General features: G+C 68.0%; 21 protein-coding genes and 1 pseudogene. 14 read left to right on the forward strand and 8 right to left on the reverse strand.

Annotated features, from left to right (window positions below; translation table 11 throughout):
* Together WA944_RS24110 and WA944_RS24115 are read left to right on the forward strand one after the other, a co-directional pair.
* The coding region (locus tag WA944_RS24110; RefSeq protein ID WP_526647423.1) for a flavin reductase family protein at nucleotides 1-695 on the forward strand (695 nt) is incomplete at its 5' end.
* A gap of 28 nt (nucleotides 696-723) precedes the next feature.
* Entirely contained in the window at nucleotides 724-1,701 is a 978-nt protein-coding gene (locus WA944_RS24115) for a heme-dependent oxidative N-demethylase subunit alpha family protein (protein WP_526375789.1), read from the forward strand.
* A gap of 76 nt (nucleotides 1,702-1,777) precedes the next feature.
* Here WA944_RS24115 and WA944_RS24120 read toward each other — a convergent pair whose 3' ends face one another.
* Entirely contained in the window at nucleotides 1,778-1,996 is a 219-nt protein-coding gene (locus tag WA944_RS24120) for a hypothetical protein (RefSeq protein ID WP_526375783.1), read from the reverse strand.
* Nucleotides 1,997-3,334: an ammonium transporter gene (locus WA944_RS24125; RefSeq protein ID WP_163892582.1), complete on the reverse strand. Its 1,338-nt coding sequence runs from the start codon at nucleotides 3,332-3,334 to the stop codon at nucleotides 1,997-1,999. It lies immediately after the preceding gene.
* A gap of 178 nt (nucleotides 3,335-3,512) precedes the next feature.
* Here WA944_RS24125 and WA944_RS24130 point away from each other — a divergent pair, with 178 nt between their 5' ends.
* The 11 genes from WA944_RS24130 (at nucleotide 3,513) to proB (ending at nucleotide 18,590) form a co-directional block, all read left to right on the forward strand.
* Complete coding sequence (locus tag WA944_RS24130; RefSeq protein ID WP_526647424.1) at nucleotides 3,513-5,507, forward strand: S9 family peptidase; 1,995 nt, start codon at nucleotides 3,513-3,515, stop codon at nucleotides 5,505-5,507.
* Between the two features lie 10 nt (nucleotides 5,508-5,517).
* The gene (locus tag WA944_RS24135) at nucleotides 5,518-6,786 is read left to right on the forward strand and encodes a saccharopine dehydrogenase family protein (protein WP_526610306.1); all 1,269 of its coding nucleotides are present in this window, start codon (nucleotides 5,518-5,520) and stop codon (nucleotides 6,784-6,786) included.
* Between the two features lie 46 nt (nucleotides 6,787-6,832).
* Entirely contained in the window at nucleotides 6,833-9,526 is a 2,694-nt protein-coding gene (locus WA944_RS24140; RefSeq protein WP_526647425.1) for a valine--tRNA ligase, read from the forward strand.
* Nucleotides 9,523-10,953 (forward strand): bifunctional tetrahydrofolate synthase/dihydrofolate synthase, encoded by a 1,431-nt coding sequence (folC, locus tag WA944_RS24145; RefSeq protein WP_526370164.1) that lies wholly within the window; start codon nucleotides 9,523-9,525, stop codon nucleotides 10,951-10,953. The genes WA944_RS24140 and folC overlap by 4 nt, the downstream gene beginning before the upstream one ends.
* Before the next feature lie 77 nt (nucleotides 10,954-11,030).
* A complete protein-coding gene (locus WA944_RS24150) occupies nucleotides 11,031-11,366 on the forward strand; it encodes a DUF4233 domain-containing protein (protein WP_526370166.1) in 336 nt (111 codons plus the stop codon).
* Between the two features lie 72 nt (nucleotides 11,367-11,438).
* Nucleotides 11,439-11,849: a nucleoside-diphosphate kinase gene (gene ndk, locus WA944_RS24155; protein WP_159234901.1), complete on the forward strand. Its 411-nt coding sequence runs from the start codon at nucleotides 11,439-11,441 to the stop codon at nucleotides 11,847-11,849.
* Nucleotides 11,850-12,170: 321 nt separating this feature from the next.
* Complete coding sequence (rne, locus tag WA944_RS24160) at nucleotides 12,171-15,125, forward strand: ribonuclease E (protein ID WP_526375892.1); 2,955 nt, start codon at nucleotides 12,171-12,173, stop codon at nucleotides 15,123-15,125.
* 189 nt (nucleotides 15,126-15,314) lie between these two features.
* Complete coding sequence (rplU, locus tag WA944_RS24165) at nucleotides 15,315-15,638, forward strand: 50S ribosomal protein L21 (protein ID WP_163892566.1); 324 nt, start codon at nucleotides 15,315-15,317, stop codon at nucleotides 15,636-15,638.
* Between the two features lie 17 nt (nucleotides 15,639-15,655).
* Nucleotides 15,656-15,922 (forward strand): 50S ribosomal protein L27, encoded by a 267-nt coding sequence (rpmA, locus tag WA944_RS24170; protein WP_526374969.1) that lies wholly within the window; start codon nucleotides 15,656-15,658, stop codon nucleotides 15,920-15,922.
* Between the two features lie 90 nt (nucleotides 15,923-16,012).
* Nucleotides 16,013-17,458 carry a GTPase ObgE gene (gene obgE, locus WA944_RS24175; RefSeq protein ID WP_526374967.1) on the forward strand — a complete coding sequence of 482 codons (1,446 nt, stop codon included), beginning with the start codon at nucleotides 16,013-16,015 and terminating at the stop codon, nucleotides 17,456-17,458.
* Nucleotides 17,451-18,590: a glutamate 5-kinase gene (gene proB, locus WA944_RS24180; RefSeq protein WP_526610301.1), complete on the forward strand. Its 1,140-nt coding sequence runs from the start codon at nucleotides 17,451-17,453 to the stop codon at nucleotides 18,588-18,590. The genes obgE and proB overlap by 8 nt, the downstream gene beginning before the upstream one ends.
* Here proB and WA944_RS24185 read toward each other — a convergent pair.
* Together WA944_RS24185 and WA944_RS24190 are read right to left on the reverse strand one after the other, a co-directional pair.
* Nucleotides 18,534-19,421 (reverse strand): NAD-dependent protein deacetylase, encoded by an 888-nt coding sequence (locus tag WA944_RS24185; protein ID WP_526369254.1) that lies wholly within the window; start codon nucleotides 19,419-19,421, stop codon nucleotides 18,534-18,536. The genes proB and WA944_RS24185 overlap by 57 nt on opposite strands.
* A gap of 18 nt (nucleotides 19,422-19,439) precedes the next feature.
* Nucleotides 19,440-19,958 carry an Hsp20/alpha crystallin family protein gene (locus WA944_RS24190; protein ID WP_526369256.1) on the reverse strand — a complete coding sequence of 173 codons (519 nt, stop codon included), beginning with the start codon at nucleotides 19,956-19,958 and terminating at the stop codon, nucleotides 19,440-19,442.
* Between the two features lie 142 nt (nucleotides 19,959-20,100).
* Here WA944_RS24190 and WA944_RS24195 point away from each other — a divergent pair, with 142 nt between their 5' ends.
* A complete protein-coding gene (locus WA944_RS24195; RefSeq protein WP_526369258.1) occupies nucleotides 20,101-22,152 on the forward strand; it encodes an NAD(+) synthase in 2,052 nt (683 codons plus the stop codon).
* A 59-nt stretch (nucleotides 22,153-22,211) separates the two neighbouring features.
* Here WA944_RS24195 and WA944_RS24200 read toward each other — a convergent pair whose 3' ends face one another.
* The 4 genes and pseudogenes from WA944_RS24200 to WA944_RS24215 form a co-directional block, all read right to left on the reverse strand.
* On the reverse strand, nucleotides 22,212-22,865 hold the full coding sequence (locus WA944_RS24200) for a cation efflux transmembrane domain-containing protein (RefSeq protein ID WP_526369260.1): 654 nt from the start codon (nucleotides 22,863-22,865) through the stop codon (nucleotides 22,212-22,214).
* Nucleotides 22,865-23,191, reverse strand: coding sequence for an ArsR/SmtB family transcription factor (locus tag WA944_RS24205; RefSeq protein WP_526369262.1), 327 nt, complete (start codon nucleotides 23,189-23,191; stop codon nucleotides 22,865-22,867). Before WA944_RS24205 ends, WA944_RS24200 begins: the two co-directional genes overlap by 1 nt.
* A gap of 52 nt (nucleotides 23,192-23,243) precedes the next feature.
* On the reverse strand, nucleotides 23,244-24,065 hold the full coding sequence (locus WA944_RS24210; RefSeq protein ID WP_526369264.1) for an enoyl-CoA hydratase/isomerase family protein: 822 nt from the start codon (nucleotides 24,063-24,065) through the stop codon (nucleotides 23,244-23,246).
* Nucleotides 24,062-24,185, reverse strand: a pseudogene (locus tag WA944_RS24215) (ribokinase); the annotation flags it as partial. The gene WA944_RS24210 and the pseudogene WA944_RS24215, both read right to left, overlap by 4 nt.

The following is a 24,185-nucleotide window of genomic DNA, read 5'->3' on the forward strand; positions in this document are numbered from 1 at the left end:
ACTCCGAGCTGGCGGCGGGTGCCACCGTGGACACCCGCCCGCCTCGCAGCGCATTCGCATCGGTGGTGCGCGCCCGCAGGCATCTGCTGGTGGCCGCGGGCATCGGGATCACGCCGATGGTGTCGCACCTGCGCAGCGCCCGGCTGTGGGGCCGCGACGCCCGGCTGCTCTACATCCATCGCGCAGAGCGGCCGGCCTACGTCGACACGGTGCTGTCGCTCGCCGACCACGCTGCGGTCCACACCCGACGCGACGAGTTCGCCGGCGAGCTCGCCACCAGCCTCGCCGACCAGCCCATCGGCACCCACCTCTACATCTGCGGACCGGCGTCGTTCATCGACTCGGTCACCGCCCTCGCCGGCGGGCTGGGCTGGCCGGACAGCCGAATCCACATGGAGCACTTCGGATCTGACGCACTGGATCCCGGGGAGCCGTTCGCCGTGCGGGTCTGCTCCACCGGCGAGGGGTTCACCGTCGACCCGGGGGTCTCGCTGCTGGAGGCGCTGGAGAGCCGCGGCTACGACGTGACCAGCCTGTGCCGGCGCGGAGTCTGCGGCGAATGTCGTGTCCCGGTCTCGGGTGGCGTCATCACCCACCGCGATCTGTTCCTCAGCGACGAGGAGAAGCGATCGGGCGACTCGATGATGGCCTGTGTGTCCCGGGCCGGCGGCGAAACCTTGGAGTTGGCCCTGTGATCGGAGTGACCGCATGAATGTTGAAGGACTGTTGTCGGCGCCGGACCTGATCGAGACGTTTCCGTTCCCGTTCGCTGCCGACAGCTACCGGTACAGCACCAACGTGGAACCGGCAGGCTCGGCGGTGCAGACTCCCGCGGGCCGCTGGGGGGAGCGCATCGTCGACATCGACAGTGAGTACGAGCACGAACTCGCCGAGCGTGCCACGGTTCTCGCTGTCGATCCGACCCGCTACGCCGTGCTGCCACACATGCGGCCGGCCTGCTGGGACACCATGTTGACGCTGATGCACGAGATGGCCACCGCATACCCCGAGATCATGTCGTTGGAGCGCCGCGGCAACGGGTGGCACTGGCGCAACGACCGGCTGGGCCTCACCCAGGACTTTGTCGTCGGGGACGAGACCACGCTTCCCGCCGAACCGTTGGCCTACATCGCGAGCCAGGTACAGGAGGACATCGTGCTGCTCGACCAGCGCGACGGCGACCTCTTCGGTGATGCCGGTGTGGTGACCTTCGCCGCGGACTGGTCCTTCGGTTTCGACGTGGGCATGACCTTCCTGGAGATCCACGGTCCGGTACCCCGGCTCCGGGAGTCCGGCGTGATCACCCGTGCCCGCGAGTTCCTGATGCGGCTGCAGCCCGGCGAGACCTACCGGCGCACCAACTGGACGCTGACCATCGGCCGTCGCCTCGATGTCTCCACGGAGCGTTACCACGAGTGGGGCCCGGACCGGACGATGATCCAGACGGTCCCCGACGAGGATTTCGGGCGGCTGGTGCACCTGCGGGTCGAGGTGCAGCATCTCATCCGGCTTCCCGAATCGGGATCGATCTGCTTTCTGATCCGCACCTACATGCTGCCGCTCGCCGATATCGCGGCGGTGGAACCGTGGCGTCAGCGCGCGGCGACGGTGCTCGCCGAGTTGCCCGAGGACATGGCCGACTACAAGGGCATCATCGCTTTCCGTGACCACGCCGTCCGGTGGCTGCGCAACGCGGGCTGACGGGGCGACTCGCGAGCAGACACAAAGTCGCACGAATCCAATCGGATCCGTGCGACTTTGTGTCTGCTCGCGAAGGTCAGTAGACCGGCGGCTCCCCCTCGGCCGCCGGCCCCTTCTCGACCGGCGTGTGTTCGATGATGGCCTTGTAGGCGTGGTTCTCGTGCTGGATCATCCGGACGAAGAACCCGACGAAGAGCGCCACCGCGAGGATGAAGAACAACCAGGTGCCGAAGCTGTTGCCCCCGAAGGTGAACACCACGCCGGGCACGTCATAGCTGTCGATCGGACTGAACATTTATTTCACCTCCTCACCGAGGACGAGCACCGCAGTGCCGCTGCTGGAACGCATCTCGGTCACCGGGATGCCCTCGGGGTACGGCGTGGCCGGAACCTCGGACAGGTCCAGACCCTGCAGCTCCACCTCCGGCGGAATCCGCAGCAGACCCGCCTTCTTCAGCCCCAGCGACAGCAGGTAGGCGGGGAAGAACCCCAGTGCGGCGAAGGTGACCGCACCGATCAGCTGACCCCAGAAGGAAATCGACGGGTTGCCGTCGGTGTTGGGGTAGCCGGCGAGGAACACGCCCGCCATGATCAGCGAGTAGAAGCCCATACCGCCGTGCACCGCGACGGCACCGACCACGTCGTCGATCTTCATCTTGTCCAGCAGTTTGCCGATGAACGGGATCAGGCCGCCGCCCACCAACGCGATGACGAACGTCAGCGCCGGGTGGTACAGGTCCAGTCCGGCGGCGACGGCGATCACGCCCGCCAGCCCGCCCGAGATCGTCCAGAACGGCTCCCCGCGGGAGGTCAGGTAGGCGCCGATGATGCCGCCTGCCAGACCCATCAACGTGTTGAAAGCAAAGGCGCTCAACGTCGTCGGGCTTCCGTAGATGGTGGCGTAGCCGCCGGGGCCGTAGATGACACAGCCCATCAGGAAGCCGAAGAAGCCCGTGAAGATCAGGAACAGCCCGAGCATGGTCAACGGCAGGTTGTGCGGTCGGATCGTCACCGGCGTGCCATCAGGCAGGAAGCGGCCGATCCGTGGCCCCAGGTTGATCAGGATGCCCAGCGCGGCGAAGCCGGCGATCATGTGCACACAACCGGCCGCACCGACGTCGTGGAAACCGAGTTCGGTCAGCATCCAGCCGGCGCCGTGCCACCCCCATGACGCGCCGATGATCCACACCACCGATCCGACGAATACGGTCAGGACCAGAAAGCCGCTGGTCCGGATGCGTTCGAGTACCGCCCCGGACATGATCGAACCGGTGGTGGCGGCGAACAGAGCGAACGCACCCCAGAAAATGCCGCTCGCTGGGTCGTCGGTGTTCGGGCCCATGTTGTCGCTCCACGGCAGGGCTGCCTTGGCCGCGTCGTTGAACTCGATGAATCCGGTGGGCATCGCGTTGTAGAGGAACCAGCCGACAAAAAAGAACGACGCGATGATGGTTGCGAACGCCAGCAGGTTCTTCATCGCGGTGGCCAGGACGTTCTTCGAACGCGACGCACCGATCTCGTAGGCTAGGAAGCCCGCGTGGATGAGCATCATCAACGCGATGGACATCCAATAGAAGAACTCGTTGTTGACTGCCGCCATGGACGCAATCGCGTCCTCGACTTCGGGTGTCAAGGGGACCTCCACCGTTGAGTATTTGGGGATGGCTGGTTGGGCCACTGGGTTTATCAGGAGTGTTCTCGAGGTACTGACGGTGTACGAGGCTTGACGCTAACTGTGGGAATGTGTCCCACCTGTCAAGGCGCGTTAATTCCACGTGAAGTCGTCTGGTGGCGTGTGTTACGAAGTGCACATGACCTCAACTGCGGGATCCGCAGCACCTTTCGGCGACCTCGACGACTTCCTGGCGCTCCCGCGGATGTCCGGTCTTGCGGTGTCCGCGGACGGCTCGCGGGTCGTCACCACCGTCGCCGCGCTCAACACCAAGCGCACCGAATTTCTCAGCTCGCTGTGGGAACTCGACCCGCATGGACGGCAGCCGGCCCGGCGAATCACGCACGGCGAGAAAGGGGAGTCGGCACCGGCTTTCACCGCAGACGGAGATCTGCTGTTCCTCACCGCCCGGCCCACCGCCGATGACGACAAACCACCCAAATCGCTGTGGCGGTTACCCGCTGCCGGTGGCGAAGCGGTCGAGGCCGTCACGTTGCCCGGTGGCGTCGACGTGGTGGTGGCGGCTGAAGCCGCGGCCACGATTGTGATCGCCTCCTCGGTGTTGCCGTCGGCGACCGACGCCGACCACGACAAGCAACTGCGGGCGGCCCGCAAGGACAACAAGGTCTCCGCGGTGTTGCACGACGGTTACCCGGTCCGGTACTGGGACCACAACCTCGGCCCTGAGCGCACGCACCTGTTCGGCGCGGACGGGCGCGACCTGACCCCGGACCCCGGCGACGCCCTGGACCACGCGGATTTCGACCTCAGCCGCGACGGTGCGTTCGTGGTGGCGGCCTGGCAGCGGCCGGCGCCGGGAGCGGCGGTCCGCAACACCCTGGTCCGCATCGACGTGGCGACCGCGCAGCGCTCGGTCCTCGTCGACGACGCCGACGCGGATCTGGGACTGCCGGCGATCTCCCCCGACGGGCGGTCGGTGGCCTTCACCCGGGAGACGTTCTCCACGCCGCGTCAGGCGCCGCGAACAACGTTGTGGCTGCTGCGTTTCGGCGCCGAGCCGGTCGAGCTGACGGCGCACTGGGACCGCTGGCCGACGTCGGTGACATGGTCGACGGACGGTTCGTCGCTGATCGTGACCGCAGACGACAACGGCCGCGGCCCGATCTTCGCCGTCGACCCGGCCTCCGGCGCGGTGCGCCCGATCGCCGCTGACGATTTCGCCTACTCCGACGTACACCCCGCCCCTGGCGGGGTGCTGTTCGCGCTGCGCAGTTCCTGCGCGACCCCGCCGCACCCGGTGCGCATCGACGCCGACGGGACGGTGGCCGAGCTGCCGTGCCTGCCGAGGCCCGAACTGCCCGGCACGCTGACAGAGGTGACCGCGGTCGCCGGCGATGGGCAGTCGGTGCGGTCCTGGCTGGCCGTCCCCCACGGCAGTGACGACGACGCACCGGCCCCACTGCTGTTGTGGATCCACGGCGGCCCGCTGGCGAGCTGGAATGCCTGGCATTGGCGGTGGAACCCGTGGGTCATGGTGGCCCGCGGCTACGCGGTGCTGCTGCCCGACCCGGCCCTGTCGACCGGCTACGGCCAGGACTTCATCCAACGTGGTTGGGGAGCATGGGGTTCGGCGCCGTACACCGATCTACTCGCGGCCACCGACGCGGCCTGCGCGCACCCCGGCGTCGATCCGACCCGGACCGCGGCGATGGGCGGTTCGTTCGGCGGCTACATGGCCAACTGGATCGCCGGGCACACCGACCGATTCGCGGCGATCGTCACCCACGCGAGCCTGTGGGCACTCGACCAGTTCGGCTCGACCACCGACGGCGCGTACTGGTGGGCCAGGGAGATGACACCCGAGATGGCGGCGGCGCACTCACCGCACCGCTTCGTCTCCGAGATCGCCAGGCCGATGCTGGTGATCCACGGCGACAAGGACTACCGGGTGCCGATCGGCGAGGCCCTTCGATTGTGGTACGAGTTGCTGAGCCGATCGGCGCTGCCGGCCGGCGACGACGGATCGACCGTCCACCGCTTCCTGTACTTCCCGTCGGAGAACCACTGGGTGCTCAGCCCGCAGCACGCCAAGATCTGGTACCAGGTGGTGACAGCCTTCCTGTCGAGACATGTGCTCGGCCAGGACGTCGAGTTGCCCGAGATGCTCGGGTAGCGTCGGCGCCATGACCGCTCCGGAGAATCAAGCCGATCGCGAGTTCGATGCCGTCGTCTACGGTGCCACCGGATTCGTCGGCAAGCTGACCGCCGAGTATCTGGCCGCTGCGGCAGGCGGCGCACGCGTCGCCCTGGCAGGCCGTTCGGCAGACCGGCTGCTCGCCGTGCGGGACTCGCTGGGGGAGGCGGCGCAATCGTGGCCACTGATCACCGCCGACGCGTCGCAACCGGCCACGCTCAACGCGATGGCGGCACGCACCCGGGTGGTGATCACGACGGTCGGGCCCTACCTGCGCTACGGCCTGCCCCTGGTCGCCGCATGCGCGGCTGCGGGCACCGACTACGCCGATCTCACCGGCGAGCCGTTGTTCATCCGCAAAGGCATCGACCTCTACCACAAGCAGGCCGCCGACACCGGCGCGCGGATCGTCCACTCGTGCGGGTTCGACTCCATCCCTTCGGATCTGACGGTGTACGCGCTGTACCGTCAGGCCGAGCGCGACGGCACCGGTCAGCTCGGTGACACCAACTTCGTGGTGCGCCGTTTCGCGGGCGGTGTCTCCGGCGGCACCGTCGCGTCGATGACCGAGCTCGCCCGGGAAGCCTCCGCCGATCCCGAGGCGCGCCGGCTGCTCAACGATCCCTACACGCTGACACCGGACCGCGCGGCGGAGCCGGAACTCGGCGCGCAGCCCGACGCGCGATGGCGGCGCGGGCGCGACATCGCCCCCGAACTCGACGGCTACTGGGTCGGCGCGTTCGCGATGGCGATCCCGAACACCCGCATCGTCCGGCGAAGCAATGCGCTGTTGGACTACGCCTACGGGAGGCGGTTCGAGTACGCCGAGCAGATGAGCGTCGGACGTTCCGTGGTGGCCCCGTTGGCTGCGGCGATGGCGACCGGCGGCAACGTCGCGACCATGGGGTTGGGCAGTCGATTCCTCGACCGGGTGCCCCGCGGCCTGCTCGAGCGGGTACTGCCCAAGGTGGGCACCGGGCCCAGCGAGCGGGCCCGCGAACAGGGCCACTACACCGTCGAGACGTACACCACCACCTCCACGGGCGCCCGCTACCTGGCGCGGATGTCGCAGCGGGGTGACCCGGGCTACAAGGCGACGTCGGTGTTGCTGGGCGAAAGCGGACTGGCGCTGGCGCTGGACCGCGAGCACCTCTCTGACCTGCGTGGGGTGTTGACGCCGGCGGCCGCCATGGGTGACGCGTTGCTGGCGCGGTTCCCGGCCGCCGGGGTGTCGCTGGAGACGTCACGGCTGGCCTGACCGGTGGGGCGGTGACCCGCTTGCAGCGTCTTCCTAGAATGGCTCGGTGACCGCCAGTTCCCAGCCCACCGCCAGCAGCGGCCTCGAAGGGGGCCCGGCCATCGACGCCCTTCCCAAATCGTGGGACCCGGGGACGGTGGAGAGCGCGCTCTACGAGGGCTGGGTCGACTCCGGGTACTTCGGCGCCGACCCTGACAGCGGCAAGCCCGCGTACTCGATCGTGTTGCCGCCACCGAACGTCACGGGCAACCTGCACATGGGTCACGCACTCGACCACACGCTGATGGACGCCCTGACGCGGCGCAAGCGCATGCAGGGCTACGAAGTGCTCTGGCTACCTGGGATGGACCACGCGGGTATCGCCACCCAGTCGGTGGTGGAGAAGCAACTCGCGGTCGACGGGAAGACGAAAGAGGACTTCGGCCGCGAGCTGTTCGTCGAAAAGGTGTGGGACTGGAAGCGGGAGTCCGGCGGCACCATCGGATGGCAGATGCGCGCCCTGGGTGACGGCGTGGACTGGAGCCGCGACCGGTTCACAATGGACGAGGGCCTGTCGCGGGCGGTCCGCACGATCTTCAAACGACTCTTCGACGCCGGGCTGATCTATCAGGCCGAGCGGCTGGTGAACTGGTCGCCGGTGCTCGAGACCGCGATCTCCGACCTCGAGGTCAAGTACGAAGACGTCGAAGGCGAACTGGTCTCGTTCCGCTACGGCTCGATGAACGACGACGAGCCGCACATCGTCGTGGCGACCACCCGGATGGAGACGATGCTCGGCGACACCGCGATCGCCGTGCATCCCGACGATCAGCGGTACCGCCACCTGGTGGGCCAGACGCTGCCGCATCCGTTCCTCGACCGGGACATCGCGATCGTCGCCGACGACCACGTCGACCCCGAGTTCGGCACAGGTGCGGTGAAAGTCACGCCCGCCCACGACCCGAACGACTTCGAGATCGGTCTGCGGCACCAGCTGCCGATGCCGTCGATTCTCGACACCAAGGGCCGGATCGTCGACACGGCAACACAATTCGATAGCATGGACCGATTCGAGGCGCGCGTGGCCATCCGCGAAGCGCTGGCCGAACAGGGCCGGATCGTCGCCGAGAAGCGGCCCTACCTGCACAGCGTCGGCCACTCCGAACGCAGCGGTGAACCGATCGAGCCACGCCTGAGCCTGCAGTGGTGGGTCAAGGTGGAATCGCTGGCCAAGGCCGCCGGTGACGCGGTCCGCAACGGCGACACCGTGATCCATCCCGCCAGCCTGGAGCCCCGTTGGTTCGGCTGGGTCGACAACATGCACGACTGGTGCATCTCACGTCAGCTGTGGTGGGGACACCGCATCCCGATCTGGCACGGGCCGAACGGCGAAACCGTGTGCGTGGGCCCGGACGAGACACCGCCACAGGGCTGGGAGCAGGACCCCGACGTGCTGGACACCTGGTTCAGCTCGGCGCTGTGGCCGTTCTCCACGATGGGCTGGCCGGAGCGCACCCCCGAGCTGGCGAAGTTCTATCCGACCACGGTGCTGGTCACCGGATACGACATCCTGTTCTTCTGGGTAGCGCGGATGATGATGTTCGGCACGTTTGTCGCCGACGACCCGGCGATCACCGACGACGGTACCCGCGATCCACAAGTGCCTTTCCAGAATGTCTTCCTGCACGGCCTGATCCGCGACGAGCACGGTCGCAAGATGAGCAAGACCCGCGGCAACGGCATCGACCCACTCGAGTGGGTGGCGAAGTTCGGTGCAGACGCGCTGCGATTCACCCTGGCCCGGGGTGCCAGCCCGGGCGGTGATCTGGCCATCGGTGAGGATCACGCCCGGGCGTCGCGCAACTTCGCCACCAAGTTGTTCAACGCCACCCGGTTCGCGCTGCTCAACGGGGCAAGCCCTGCAGCGCTGCCGTCGGCCGCGGAGCTCACCGACGCCGACCGCTGGGTCCTCGGCCGGCTGGAAGAGGTTCGTGCCGAAGTGGATTCGGCGTTGGACAGCTACGAGTTCAGCAAGGCGTGCGAGGCGCTGTACCACTTCGCCTGGGACGAGTTCTGCGACTGGTATGTGGAGCTGGCGAAAGTTCAACTCGGACAGGAAGAGACACACGCCGCCCGCACCACTGCGGTCCTCGCCTTCGTGCTCGACACGCTGCTCAAGCTGCTTCACCCGGTGATGCCGTTTGTGACCGAGGTGCTGTGGAAGGCGGTGACCGGGGGTGAGTCGCTCGTCATCGCCGACTGGCCCGAGCCCTCCGGGTTCGGTACCGATGAGGCTGCGGCCCAACGTGTGGCCGACATGCAGAAGTTGGTCACCGAGGTCCGCAGGTTCCGCAGCGACCAGGGCCTCGGCGACCGGCAGAAGGTCCCGGCCCGACTCTCCGAGATCAGCGCCGCCGGGCTCGACGCCCATGTTCCAGCGGTCACAGCGCTGGCCTGGCTGACCCCGCCGGCTGACGACTTCACCCCGTCGGCCTCTCTGGAGGTGAGGTTGTCCGGAGCCACCGTGCTCGTCGAACTCGACACCTCGGGCACCGTCGACGTCGGCGCCGAACGGCGCAGGCTGGAAAAGGATCTGGCCGCCGCGCAGAAGGAGCTGGCCGGCACCACCGGCAAGCTCGGCAACGACGGATTCCTGGCCAAGGCACCCGTCGAGGTCGTCGACAAGATCCGCGCTCGTCAGCAGGTCGCCCGCGAAGAAGTGGAGCGCATCACCTCCAGGCTCGAGTCGCTGCCGCAATGACCGTCGAGCCCGAACCCGAGCCCACCCCGGACGAGATCGCCTCACTGCTGCAGGTCGAGCACCTGCTCGATCAGCGCTGGCCGGAAACCAGGATCGAGCCGAGCACCGCTCGGATCTCGGCGCTGCTGGAGCTGCTCGGGTCGCCGCAACGCGGTTACCCGTCGATCCACATCGGCGGAACCAACGGCAAGACCTCAGTCGCCAGGATGGTCGACGCACTGCTGACCGCGCTGCACCGGCGCACCGGGCGCACCACCAGCCCGCACCTGCAGTCGGCCGTGGAGCGCATCGCGATCGACGGCAAACCGATCAGCCCGGCGACCTACGTCGACACCTACCGCGAGATCGAGCCGTTCGTGGAGCTGGTCGACAAGCAGTCCCAGGCCACCGGGGACGGCCCACGGCTGAGCAAGTTCGAAGTTCTCACCGCGATGGCCTTCGCCGCTTTCGCCGACGCGCCCATCGACGTGGCCGTCGTCGAAGTGGGCCTCGGCGGCCGGTGGGATGCCACCAACGTCGTCAACGCCCCCGTCGTGGTCATCACGCCGATCGGCGTCGACCATGTCGACTACCTCGGCGAGACCGTCACCGAGATCGCCGGTGAGAAGGCGGGCATCATCACGAAGCAGGCAGACGACCTGATACCGACCGACACGGTCGCGGTGATCGCCCGGCAGCCGCAGGAAGCGATGGAGGTGCTGCTGGCGCAGGCGGTGCGTGCCGACGCCGCGGTCGCCCGCGAGGACTCCGAGTTCGCGGTGCTCGGCAGGCAGGTGGCCGTCGGCGGGCAGCTGCTCGAGCTGCAGGGTCTCGGCGGGCTGTACTCCGAGATCTTCCTTCCGCTGCACGGTGAGCATCAGGCGCACAACGCCGTCCTCGCCCTCGCGGCGGTCGAGGCGTTCTTCGGCGCCGGAGCTCAGCGCCAACTCGACATCGACGCGGTGCGTGCAGGATTCGCGGCCGTGGCTTCGCCCGGCCGGCTGGAACGGATGCGCAGCGCCCCAACAGTTTTCATCGATGCGGCACACAACCCGGCCGGCGCGGCCGCGCTCGCTCAGGCGTTGAGCGAGGAGTTCGACTTCCGGTTCCTGGTGGGCGTCGTGTCCGTGATGGCCGACAAGGATGCCGACGGCATCCTGGCCGCGCTCGAACCGGTGTTGGACCAGATCGTGGTCACCCACAACGGTTCGCCGCGGGCGCTGGAGGTCGAAACGCTGGCGCTCAAGGCCGAGGAGCGGTTCGGTCCGGAGCGCGTCATCTCCGCGAACACCCTGCCGGACGCCATCGAGACGGCCACCGCACTCGTCGAGGAGTCAGGCAACGCCGACGACGGGGCCGGCGGTATGGGGGGAGTGGGCGTCGTCATTACCGGGTCGGTGGTGACCGCCGGCGCGGCGCGCACCCTGTTCGGCAGGGACCCGGCGTGAGCGCACAACCCCCACCGCCAGACCCCGCCGCTGTCGGCCAGGGGGCCCCGGACCCGTGGAAGAGCTTCCGCGGGGTCATGGCCGGGATCCTGATCCTCGAGGCGATCGTCGTGCTGCTGGCATTACCCGTGGTGAGCGCCGTCGGGGGCGGGTTGTCGACCGGCTCGATGGCCTACATCATCGGGTTCGCGGTGCTTCTGGTGCTGATGGCGGGTATCCAGGGCCGCTCCTGGGCAATCTGGGCCAATCTCGGGGTGCAGGTGCTGCTGATCGCCGGGTGGCTGATCTACCCGGGGCTGGGCTTCATCGGGCTGCTGTTCGCGGTGGTCTGGCTGCTGCTCGTCTACCTGCGGACAGAAGTCCTGCGCCGACAGAAGCGTGGTCTCCTCCCCGGGCAGCAACCACCCGGCTAGATCTGTCCGCCGGACTTCTCATCGCGGACTCGTTCCTCGCCGCTTGATCGTCGTCCGGCTAGGCTGTCGGCCGTGACTGAGCGGACCCTCGTATTGATCAAGCCCGACGGTGTTGAGCGCCGCCTCATCGGAGAGATCCTCAGCCGGATCGAAGGCAAAGGCCTCACCATCGCAGCCCTGGAACTGAAGAACGTGAGCGACGAGCTGGCTCGTGCGCATTACGCCGAGCACGAGGGGAAGCCCTTCTTCCCGTCGCTGCTGGAGTTCATCACCTCGGGTCCCGTGGTCGCCGCGATCCTCGAAGGGCCACGCGCGGTCGCGGCCTTCCGGCAACTGGCCGGCGGGACCGACCCCGTCGAGAAGGCCACGCCCGGCACGATCCGTGGTGACCTGGGGTTGGAGACCCAGTACAACCTGGTCCACGGCTCTGATTCGCCGGATTCGGCTGTTCGTGAGATCGACCTCTGGTTCCCCGGCCGATAGGCCCGCGCGGCACGGGTTGACCGCGGATTGCGTCAGCCTCCTCGGAGCCGCTGTCGGGATGTGGGATACTGGCTGCGGGTGACCGGCTTAACAACCCGTGGTCGGCCACCCGGATGAAGACTTCGACGAGCGCGACCACCGCTACCTGCTGTGCGGCGCAGACAGTCCAGCCATCATTCAGACCGGCACCGAGATGGTTCCCCTGGGGATCGCTCGGGGCGAGACCATAACAAGTTCGGGAGTAGTCAGCCCGGACACACAAACGAAGCCCTCGCGTGGCCGCGTCAGAACCCGACGCGCCCGGGGGCTTGAGGAGAATTCGTGGCCGACAATGAGAACTTTCAAAGCCCGACCGACAACCTCCCCGCAGAGACCGAGCACAGCGCGGTCCCGTCGGGTGAAGCGAAAGACGCCCCACCGCCCGAACGGCTGAGGGTTCACTCGCTGGCCAGAGTCCTGGGGACCACCAGCAAGCGCATCATCGACGCCCTGGTCGAGATGGACGGTCGGACGCGCAGCGCGCACTCCACCGTGGGCCGCGAGGAAGCAGACCAGGTGCGGGAGGCCCTCGCCGAACCTGTTGCCGCCGAGGCGGCCGTGCCGGCCCCCGTCGCTGACCCAGAGCCTGAGGCAGTGCCAGAGCCCGTCGCCGACGTCGAGGCGAGCGTGCCGTCCGTGGCCGAGCAGGAACCGGAGTCGCGGCTGATCCTGGAGACTCCCGACTCGGACCCGGCAGAAACCGCCGATTACCTCCCTCTGTTCGTCGCTCCGCAGCCCGTGCGCTTCGGCCAGGACAGCGCTCGCACCGACGACAACGACGATGACGATGACGATGACGATGACGGTGACGACGCCTCGGACGCCGACGACGACCAGGCCGAGCGTCCGACCGCCAAGCGTCGGCGGCGGGGACGGCGGGGCCGGGGACGCGGCCGCGGCGAGCAGAATGGCGACGATTCGTCCGACACCGACGGCGACGATCAGGGCGACAGCGACCAGTCCGATACCGGCGACGACTCCGACGACGACAACGGTGACGACGACGGTTCGGGCGCAGACGGAGCCAAGACCCGCCGGCGCCGACGCCGCCGGCGCAAGTCCGGCTCCAGTGACGACAACAACGGCAGCACCTCTGCCGACGATCCGCCCAACACCGTCGTGCACGAGCGTCCTCCGCGGCGCGCCAAGGGCGGCGGCGACGGTGACTCGTCGAACAACGAGATCCAGGGGATCAGCGGCTCGACCCGGTTGGAGGCCAAACGGCAACGCCGCCGGGATGGTCGCGACGCCGGCCGGCGTCGGCCCCCGATCCTGAGCGAGGCCGAGTTCCTGGCACGCCGCGAAGCCGTCGAGCGGGTGATGGTCGTCCGCGACAAGGTCCGCAGCGAACCGCCGCACGAGGGTGCCCGCTACACGCAGATCGCAGTGCTCGAGGACGGCGTGGTGGTCGAGCACTTCGTCACCTCCGCTGCCCAGACCTCACTGGTCGGCAACATCTACCTCGGCATCGTGCAGAACGTGCTGCCGTCGATGGAAGCAGCGTTCGTCGACATCGGCCGCGGCCGCAACGGTGTGCTCTACGCCGGTGAGGTGAACTGGGAGGCCGCCGGCCTCGGCGGTGCGCAACGCAAAATCGAACAGGCACTCAAACCGGGCGACTACGTCGTCGTCCAGGTCAGCAAGGACCCCGTCGGCCACAAAGGCGCACGGCTGACGACGCAGGTCTCGCTTGCCGGCCGCTACCTGGTCTACGTGCCCGGCGCCTCGTCCACCGGGATCAGTCGAAAGCTGCCCGACACCGAACGTCAGCGGCTCAAGGAGATCCTGCGGGAGGTGGTTCCCGCGGACGCGGGTGTGATCATCCGCACCGCCTCGGAGGGTGTCAAAGAAGAGGACATCCGCAGTGACGTCGACCGCCTGCAGGAGCGGTGGAACCAGATCGACGCCAAGGCCGCCGAGACCAAGAAGAAGGCCGCCGGCGCGGCGGTGGCGCTCTACGAAGAGCCCGATGTGCTGGTCAAGGTCATCCGCGACCTGTTCAACGAGGACTTCACCGGGCTGATCGTGTCGGGTGACGACGCCTGGAAGACGATCAACGACTACGTCAACAACGTGGCACCGGAACTGGTTCCGCGGATGACGAAGTACGAACCCGGGGCCTCCTCGGAATCCGGCTCGGGCCCCGACGTGTTCGCGGTGCACCGCATCGACGAACAGCTCGCCAAGGCGATGGACCGCAAGGTGTGGCTGCCGTCCGGCGGCACGCTGGTCATCGACCGCACCGAGGCGATGACGGTGGTCGACGTCAACACCGGCAAGTTCACCGGATCCGGGGGCAACCTCGAGCAGACCGTGACCCGCAACAACCTGGAAGCCGCCGAAGAGATCGTGCGACAGCTGCGGCTGCGCGACATCGGCGGCATCGTCGTCATCGACTTCATCGACATGGTCCTGGAGAACAACCGCGATCTGGTGCTGCGCAGGCTGACCGAGGCGCTGGCCCGGGACCGCACCCGGCACCAGGTCTCAGAGGTCACGTCGCTCGGCCTGGTGCAGCTGACCAGGAAGCGTCTCGGAACCGGGCTGATCGAGGCGTTCTCGACCTCCTGCACCCACTGTGGCGGTCGCGGCATCGTGCTGCACGGTGACCCGGTCGACTCCACGTCGTCGGCGGGGCGAAAGACCGAGTCCGGCGGCGGACGCCGCAGCAAACGAGGCAAGCGCGGCGCACGGGAGCAGCAGGACGTCCCGGTTGCCAAAGTGCCCGCCCATTCGCCGGGTGAGCACCCGATGTTCAAGGCGATGGCCGCCGCGAACGGCAAGCACGACGATGACGATGAGCACGACGGCGAGGTCGACGAGGCCACGGAGGCCGCCGAAGAGGTCGCCGAGCTCGAGCCCGACGCCATCCGCGAGGCGGTGAGCCGCGAGGACGACGACGACTCGGACGACGACTCGGACGATGACGACGACTCCGATGATGACTCCGACTCCGATGATGACGACGACGACGAGGACTCGGACGACGAGGACGAGATCGATCTCGACGACGACGACGAGGACTCCGACGACGAGGACGAGATCGACGTCATCGACGATTCGGATGATGACTCCGACGACGACTCCGACGATGACTCCGGAGACGACTCCGGAGACGATTCGGAAGAGGACTCGGAGGAGTCAGATGAGCCGCGACGTGCTGTCGCCAATGCCTCCGGGGGCCGCAGCCGCAGACGAGCGGCGGCGAGACCCGCGGGTCCACCGTCGGCCGACTGAGCGGTTTGACCCTCTACCCGCTGGTCACGTACCCTTGAGCAGTTGTCTCCACGGCCTGTTCACGGCCAGAGGGAGACAGTGGGAAGCCTCGAGGCTGCGTTAGCGCACGTCCCGGGCCCCCGCACCCCAGACCCGCACGCGCACCCCCGGGTGTTGCGCGCCCGCACGCGAAGCAGAGGAAGACCATCGATGGCAGCCGAAACAGCCACGTACGCGATCGTGAAGACCGGTGGCAAGCAGTACAAGGTCGCGGCCGGTGACGTGGTCAAGGTGGAGAAGCTCGAGGTTGAGCCCGGCGCCACGGTTTCGCTGCCGGTCGCCCTGGTCGTCAACGGTTCCGAGGTGACCACCGACGCCAAGGCGCTGGAGAAGGTCGCGGTCACCGGTGAGGTCCTCGAACACATCAAGGGCCCGAAGATCCGCATCCACAAGTTCAAGAACAAGACCGGCTACCACAAGCGCCAGGGCCACCGTCAGCCGCTGACGGTGCTCAAGGTCACCGGCATCAAGTAACGACGGAGGCGACAGACATGGCACACAAAAAGGGCGCTTCGAGCTCACGCAACGGTCGCGACTCCAACGCTCAGCGACTGGGCGTGAAGCGGTTCGGCGGGCAGGTCGTCAAGGCCGGCGAGATCCTGGTCCGGCAGCGCGGTACCCACTTCCACCCCGGTGACAATGTCGGCCGCGGTGGCGACGACACGCTGTTCGCCACGGCGCCCGGCGCCGTCGAGTTCGGCAAGAAGCGCGGTCGCAAGTTCGTCAACGTCGTCCGTACACCCCGCGTCGACGCGTAGTTCCCTCTTCCACCGGCGAGATCTGCGTTTTCAGAGGGGCTCTTGCGCTTCGTCTGTAAAACGTAGATTTCGTGACGGAAAGGAAGTCCGATGACCCGGTTCATCGACCGCGTCGTCGTCCACGCGCGGGCAGGCAACGGCGGAAACGGCTGTGCCTCGGTACACCGCGAGAAGTTCAAGCCGCTGGGCGGCCCTGATGGCGGGAACGGTGGGCGTGGAGGCAGCGTCGTGTTTGTCGTCGACCCCCAGGTGCACACCCTCCTGGACTTCCACTTCCATCCCCATGTCGTCGCCCCGTCGGGCAAGCAGGGCGCCGGAAGCAATCGCGACGGTGCCGCCGGTGCCGACCTCGAGGTGAAGGTCCCGGACGGGACCGTCGTGCTCGACGAGCGCGGCCGGATGCTGGCCGATCTCGTGGGCGCAGGCACCCGATTCGACGCCGCCGCCGGAGGACGGGGCGGGCTGGGCAACGCCGCGCTGGCCTCGCGGGCACGTAAAGCCCCCGGCTTCGCGCTGCTGGGCGAGAAGGGCGAGGTCCGCGATCTCACCCTGGAGCTCAAGACGGTCGCCGACGTCGGACTCGTCGGGTTCCCGTCGGCGGGCAAGTCGTCACTGGTGTCGGCCATCTCCGCCGCCAAACCGAAGATCGCCGACTACCCGTTCACGACGCTGGCGCCCAACCTGGGGGTGGTGTCGGCAGGCGAGCACACCTTCACCGTCGCCGATGTTCCCGGCCTGATCCCCGGCGCCTCCGAGGGCCGGGGCCTGGGGCTGGACTTCCTGCGCCATCTGGAGCGGTGCGCGGTGCTGGTGCACGTCGTGGATTGCGCGACGATGGAGCCCGGCCGCGACCCCGTCTCCGACATCGAGGCGCTGGAAGCCGAGCTCGCCGCCTACACCCCGACACTGCAAGGGGATTCGACGCTGGGTGATCTCGCCGAGCGTCCGCGGGCGGTGGTGCTCAACAAGATCGATGTCCCCGACGCACGTGAACTCGCCGACTTCGTCCGCGACGAAGTCGCCCGCAAGTTCGGCTGGCCGGTGTTCGAGGTGTCGGCAGTCGCCCGAGACGGCCTGCGGTCGTTGACCTTCGCGCTCTGGGAGATGGTCGCCGCCTACCGCGCCGCCCAGCCCGAGGTGGTGCCGCGCCGTCCGGTGATCCGGCCGGTCGCCGTCGACGACAGCGGTTTCACCGTCGAAGCCGACGGCACCGGAGGATTCGTGGTGCGCGGTACCCGGCCGCAGCGGTGGGTGGCGCAGACGAAATTCGACAACGACGAGGCGGTCGGCTATCTCGGTGACCGCCTCGCACGCCTGGGTGTCGAGGACGAGTTGCTCAAACTCGGCGCCCGGCCCGGATGTGCGGTGACCATCGGCGGCATGACGTTCGACTGGGAGCCGCAGACCCCGGCCGGGGTGGACATGCAGATGTCGGGCCGCGGCACCGATGTCCGGCTCGAACAGACCGACCGCGTCGGAGCCGATGAGCGGAAGGCTGCGCGCAAGGCACGCCGAGCAGAGGGCAGTGGTGAGTGAGGACCGCGCCGACTGGGCGAACTCCGTGCACCGGGAGGCTGTCCGTTCTGCGCGTTCGGTCGTCGTCAAGATCGGCACCACTGCGCTGACCACCCCCGCGGGCGTGTTCGACGCGAGTCGGTTGCAGTGCCTCGCCGACGCGATCGAAATGCGGATGAGGGCCGGATCCGATGTCGTGATCGTGTCCTCCGGTGCGATCGCCGCAGGCATCGAGCCACTGGGATTGACCAGGCGCCCGACGGATCTGGCCACCAAGCAGGCGGCGGCAAGCGTCGGACAGGTAGCGCTGGTCAACTCGTGGAGTGCGGCATTCGGGCACTACGGCCGCACCGTGGGACAGGTACTGCTGACGGCGCACGACATCTCGATGCGGGTGCAGCACACCAACGCCGCACGCACTCTGGACCGGTTGCGCGCGCTGCACGCGGTGGGGATCGTCAACGAGAACGACACAGTGGCCACCAACGAAATCAGATTCGGTGACAACGACCGGCTTTCGGCGCTGGTCGCGCACCTGGTCGGAGCGGACGCGCTGATCCTGCTGAGCGACATCGACGGTCTCTACGACGGCGACCCGCGCAAAGCGTCCGACGACCGCCCGGCGCGCTTCATCCCGGAGGTCGATGGACCCGGCGATCTGGAAGGTGTCACAGCCGGCCGGGGCAGCCACCTCGGCACCGGCGGGATGGTGTCAAAGCTGTCCTCGGCGCTGCTGGCCGCCGACGCGGGCGTGCCGGTGCTGCTGGCAGCCGCGACCGACGCGGCGGCCGCGCTGGCGGACGCCTCGGTGGGCACCGTCTTCGCTCCGCGCGCCGAGCGCATGTCGGCGCGCCGGTTCTGGGTGCAGCACGCAGCCGAGGTCGCGGGGACGCTGACGCTGGACGACGGTGCGGTCAACGCCGTGGTGCGCCAACGGCGTTCTTTGCTGGTCGCGGGCATTACGGCGCTGTCCGGGCGGTTCTACGGCGGTGACGTGGTCGAGCTGCGTGCTCAGGACTCGACGCTGGTTGCTCGCGGTGTCGTGGCCTACGACGCCACCGAACTGGCCACCATGCTGGGCCGGTCCACCTCGGACCTACCGGCTGAGCTGCGTCGGCCGGCCGTGCACGCCGACGACCTCGTCGCCGTCTGAACAGCGCGGGTGCGCGGGCAGTTCGTCGGCCAGCAACGCCAGCATCGGTGAGCAGCCGTTGTCGATCTTGACCGTCGCCAGGTCGTCGCCGCGAGTGTGTCCGCGGTTGACGATCGCCACGGGTATACCGCGGGCCGCGGCGTGGCGGACGAACCGGTAGCCGGAGAAGACCGTCAGCGAAGAACCCGCCACCAGCAGTGCATCGGCGTCGTCGACCATCGAATAGGCTTGGTCGACAATGTGTTTGGGAACACTCTCGCCGAAGTAGACGATGTCGGGCTTGAGCATGCCGCCACACGCAGGGCAGTCGACGATACGGAAGTTCGTCGTGTCGCCGACCTCAGCGTCGGCGTCGGGAGCCACCCCGATGCTGCCGACGGCACGCACGCGTTCCAGGAAACCGGGGTTGCCGGCCTCGAGCAAGTCGGCCAGCACGGCCCGGGACATGGTGTGCCCGCAGTCCAGGCAGACCACCCGAACGTAGGTGCCGTGTAGATCCACCACCGCGCGACTGCCTGCCTTGGTGTGCAACAGGTCGACGTTCTGGGTGATCAGCCCGGACACCACACCGGTGCGTTCGAGCGTGGCCAGCGCCCGGTGTCCGGCATTGGGCATCCTCTGGTCCATGTGCCGCCACCCGACGTGGTTACGGGCCCAGTAGCGCCGTCGGAAGACCGGGTCGGACGTGAACTGGCGGATCGTCATCGGGTTACTGGGCGGTGAGTCCGGACCGCGGTAATCCGGAATCCCCGAATCGGTCGACAGCCCGGCGCCGGTCAGCACCGCAAGACGCCTGCCCCGGAGTAGGGCGACCAGTTCGGGTGCTTCCACGTGTTCGAATGTAAATGATCAGCTCTGCTCGGAGGATACGTCGGGGTCAGAGGCGTCGTCGGCGGCGCGGTCGATGGCGCTGTCCTCCTCGTCGCTGTCCTCGATGGCGACGATCTCCACTATCTCGACGTGCTTCTGCATCCGGTGCTCGTCCAGCAGCGGCACCATCACGGTCAGGACACCGCGGTCGTAGGTGGCGTTGACGTCGTCCACGTCCGCCCCGTCTGGCAGGACCAGAGTCCTGGTCAATGTTCCGTAGGTGAACTCGGCATGGCCACAGTTCTCATCCGGGCGTGCCCGCTCGGCGGTGATCGTCAACCGGCCGTCGCACACCGTCACCTCGATGTCGTCGTCAGGGTCCACCCCGGGCAGTTCGGCGCGGATCTCGTAGGCATCGTCGTGGAGTTCGTCCTCGATGCGGATCGCGCGGGTGTCGAAGAGCGGTCGCAGTGCCGCAAACGTCGGGAGACTGTCGAGCAGGCCCGCCAGATCGGTAAGCAGCGGACGCGACTGGCGTTGAGTGGCAACCTTGTTCACGCGCTCAGCATGCACGCCGGAAGAGAAATTCCCGGGTCGGGGGCGGTTCCGGCGGGCGAACGACAGGCCAACAGGCGCAGGCCGCGTCGCCGCATCCGTCGGGGCCTGATTATTCGCTCGAGGTTTCGGGCAACAATGAGGCATGGATTTCTACTCGGCCTACCGACACGGCTTCGCGCGCATTGCCGCATGCACCCACCACACCACGCTCGCCGACCCTGCCGCCAACGCCGAGTCGGTCCTGCGGATGTCGCGGGAATGCCATGACGACAGTGTGGCCTTGGCGGTGTTTCCGGAGTTGACGATGTCCGGGTATTCGATCGAGGACATCGTGATGCAGGACGTGCTGCTCGAAGCCGTCGAACACGCGCTGCTCGAGGTGATCGCCGGCTCGGGGGAGCTGCTGCCCGTCCTGGTGGTCGGGGCGCCGCTGCGGTACCGCAACCGGATCTACAACACCGCCGTCGTCATCCACCGCGGCCGGGTGCTCGGCGTGGTGCCGAAGTCCTACCTGCCGAACTATCGCGAGTTCTACGAGAAGCGCCAGTTCGCGGCGGGCGCCGACGAGCGCGGGGAGATCCGGGTGGGCGACGCCGACGTGCCGTTCGGTCCGGACCTGTTGTTCGCGGCGGCCGACCTGCCCGGTTTCGTGCTGCACGTGGAGATCTGTGAGGACATGTTCGTCCCGGTGACGCCGAGCGCCGAAGCCGCACTGGCCGGCGCCACGGTGCTCGCCAACCTGTCCGGCAGCCCCATCACGATCGGCCGCGCCGACGACCGCTGCCTGCTCGCCAGGTCGGCGTCGTCGCGATGTCTGGCCGCCTACGTGTACGCCGCTGCCGGTGAAGGCGAGTCCACGACGGATCTCGCCTGGGATGGCCAGACCATGATCTGGGAGAACGGTGTCTGTCTGGCGCAGTCCGAACGCTTCCCGAAGGGGGAGCGCCGCTCCACCGCCGACGTCGACCTGGAGCTGTTGCGCAACGAGCGGGTGCGGATGGGCAGCTTCGACGACAACCGGCGCCACCAACTGATCGACGAGGACACCTTCCGCCGTGTCGAGTTCCGCCTCGACCCGCCCGGCGGCGACATCGGCCTGCTGCGCGAAGTGGAGCGGTTGCCGTTCGTGCCCGCCGATCCGGAACGGCTCGAGCAGGACTGCTACGAGGCCTACAACATCCAGGTGTCCGGCCTCGAGCAGCGGTTGCGCATGCTGAACTACCCGAAGGTGGTGCTGGGGTTGTCCGGGGGGCTGGACTCGACACACGCGTTGATCGTCGCCGCCAAGGCGATGGACCGCGAAGGGCGTCCGCGCAGCGACATCCTGGCGTTCACGTTGCCCGGCTTCGCCACCGGTGAGCGAACGAGGAACAACGCCACCCGGCTGGCCGCCGCGCTCGGCGTGACCTTCGAGACAATCGACATCCGCTCGTCGGCCGAGTTGATGCTGCGCGAAATGGATCATCCGTTCTCCCGCGGCGAGAAGGTCTACGACGTCACGTTCGAGAACGTGCAGGCCGGGCTGCGTACCGACTACCTGTTCCGGCTGGCCAATCAGCGCGGCGGCATCGTGTTGGGCACCGGGGATCTGTCGGAGTTGGCGCTGGGCTGGTCGACCTACGGTGTGGGCGACCAGATGTCGCACTACAACGTCAACGGCGGGGTGCCGAAGACGTTGATCCAGCATCTGATCCGGTGGGTGATCTCCTCGGAGCAGTTCGGCAGCGCCGACGACGAGATCAACGCGGCGCTGCAGTCGGTGGTGGAGACCGAGATCAGCCCGGAACTGGTGCCGACGGGTGAGGACGAGGAGATTCAGAGCACCCAGGGCAAGATCGGCCCGTATGTGCTGCAGGACTTCTCGCTTTTCCAGGTGCTGCGCTACGGGTTCCGGCCCTCGAAGGTGGCTTTCCTGGCCTGGCACGCCTGGAGTGACCCGCAGCGCGGCAACTGGCCCCCCGGTATCCCGGAGAGTGATCGACCGGCGTACTCACTCAAGGAGATTCGCCACTGGTTGCTGGTGTTCGCCGAGCGCTTCTACTCGTTCAGCCAGTTCAAGCGCTCGGCGCTGCCGAACGGTCCCAAGGTCTCTGCCGGCGGCTCGCTGTCCCCGCGCGGTGACTGGCGGGCACCGTCGGACATGTCGGCGCGCGCTTGGCTCGACGAGATCGAAGCCGCGATTCCCAGCGAATGAGCCGTTGAGACTGCGCTGACGGCGCGATTGTCCGGCGTGTCGCCGCCCTCACCGCAGCTTCAACGGCGCGGGTCCTGGTGGCAGCACGGATCGCCGCGCCAGGCTTCGATCCCTTCGCGCACCGCAAGCGCGGCGATGCCCAGCGCCGCGAGCGGATCGGCCCACGTCCAGCCGAGAAGGCCGTTGAGCAGCAACCCGACCAACAGCACCGCGGACAGGTAGGCGCACAACAGCGTCTGTTTGGAGTCGGCCACCGCCGACGTGGAGCCGAGTTCGCGCCCGGCGCGGCGCTGCGTCAGCGACAGCGCCGGCATGATCACCAGGCTGGCGATCGCCAGGCCGATGCCGATCGGTGACGGCTCGGGTTCGCGCACGCCTGCCAGCGCGAGCACGGCTTCGACCGAGACGTAGCAAGCCAGGGCGAAGAAGGAGAAGGCGATGAAGCGAAGGGCGGCCTTCTCCCGTCGTTCGGGGTCGGTGGCCGAGAACTGCCACGCCACCGCGGCCGCCGAGGCGACCTCGACGAGAGAGTCCAGGCCGAAACCGACCAGCGCGGCCGAGGACACCCGGACGCCCTCGGCCAGCGCGATCACCGCCTCGACCACGTTGTAGGTGATCGTGGCGCCGACAAGGAGCCGGATCCGCCGGGTGAGAACGGCGCGGCGCTGCGCAGTCGTCGGAGCCGCTCCGGCGGCGGCATCAGGCGTCGTCATCAGTGCACCAATTCGTCGGTGGCCGGATGGCAGGCCGGATCGACGGCCAGCACGAGGCCGACGAGGTCGTCGAGGGCGTGGGCGATGCGTGGATCAGCGAGTTCGTAGCGGCTGCGCCGCCCCTCCGGACAGGCCACCACCAGTCCGCAACCCCGCAGGCAGGCCAGGTGGTTGGACAGGATCTGGCGGGACACCCCGATATGGTCGGCGAGGTCGGACGGGTAGCCGGGGCCGTCGCGCAGGATCAGCAGGATCTCGGTGCGCGTCGGATCCGACAGTGCACAGCCGAACCGGTAGAGCGCTTGACTGCCGAGGGCGGCTTCCATAGTCCGCGATAGTACATCACATTCTGTATTCAGAGACAGCTGAATTGCTGGTTCAGAGCCGGCCCTCGACGCGCAGCTCGGGGTGCACCCAATCCGGAGAGCGCCGCTCCTTGAACGCCATGAATCCCTCGATCGATTCGGGAGCGCCCAGGCTCGACTGCATGCCGATGCGGTCGTACAGACCGATGTAGTTGTCCAGGCTCGACTTGATCACGGCCCTGGCTGCGGGCGCGGTGCGCGCACACTGGGCGAGCACCTCGCGTGCGGCGTCGTGCAGGTCCTCGTGCGGAACCACCCGTGCCACCATGCCCCAGTCGAGTGCCTCGGCAGCGGACAGCGTGCGGCCGGTGAACATCAGGTCGCGGGTGCGCACCGGGCCGATCAACCGGGCCAGCATGTGGCTGTAGTAGGTGTCGGCGATGCCACGGTAGAGCTCGGGCACCCGGAACGTCGCCCGCTCGCTGACGACCGCCATGTCGGCGCACAGCGCGATCTGGAGCCCGCCGCCCTGACACAGTCCGTTCACCGCGGCCACGACGGGTTTGGCGGACTGGCGCAGGGTGTCGAACGGCAGCGCATCCATGCCGAGCGCGGAACCGAACGTCAGCCAGTTGTCCGCCCCGCCACCGCCCATGTCCCCGCCGGGGGCGAAGACGTCACCGGTGCCGGTGAGCAGCAACCCCGCCAGCTCCGAATCGCCGTCGACGTGTTTGACGGCGTATTTGATGCCGAAGTACATCGCTGGCGTCATCGCATTGCGCGCGTCGGGGCGGTCCAGCGTGCACACCCCGAACGCGCCTTCCCGGGTGAAGCGCAGGTACGGCGTCCCGAGCCAGTCACCCTCGGGCGGCCGGGGCAGATTCGTCGCGGTCATGAAGCCTCCAAGATGTCCTCGATGGCCTCACTGTAAGGGGCACAGTCACCGGCACCGTGGACCAGTGTCGCCAGGGCGCCGGCCGCGCAGGCGCGCCGCAGCGCGTGGTCGGCGCCGAGC

The sequence above is a fragment of the Mycobacterium sp. genome (assembly GCF_049683355.1).
Classification (GTDB): Bacteria; Actinomycetota; Actinomycetes; order Mycobacteriales; family Mycobacteriaceae; genus Mycobacterium.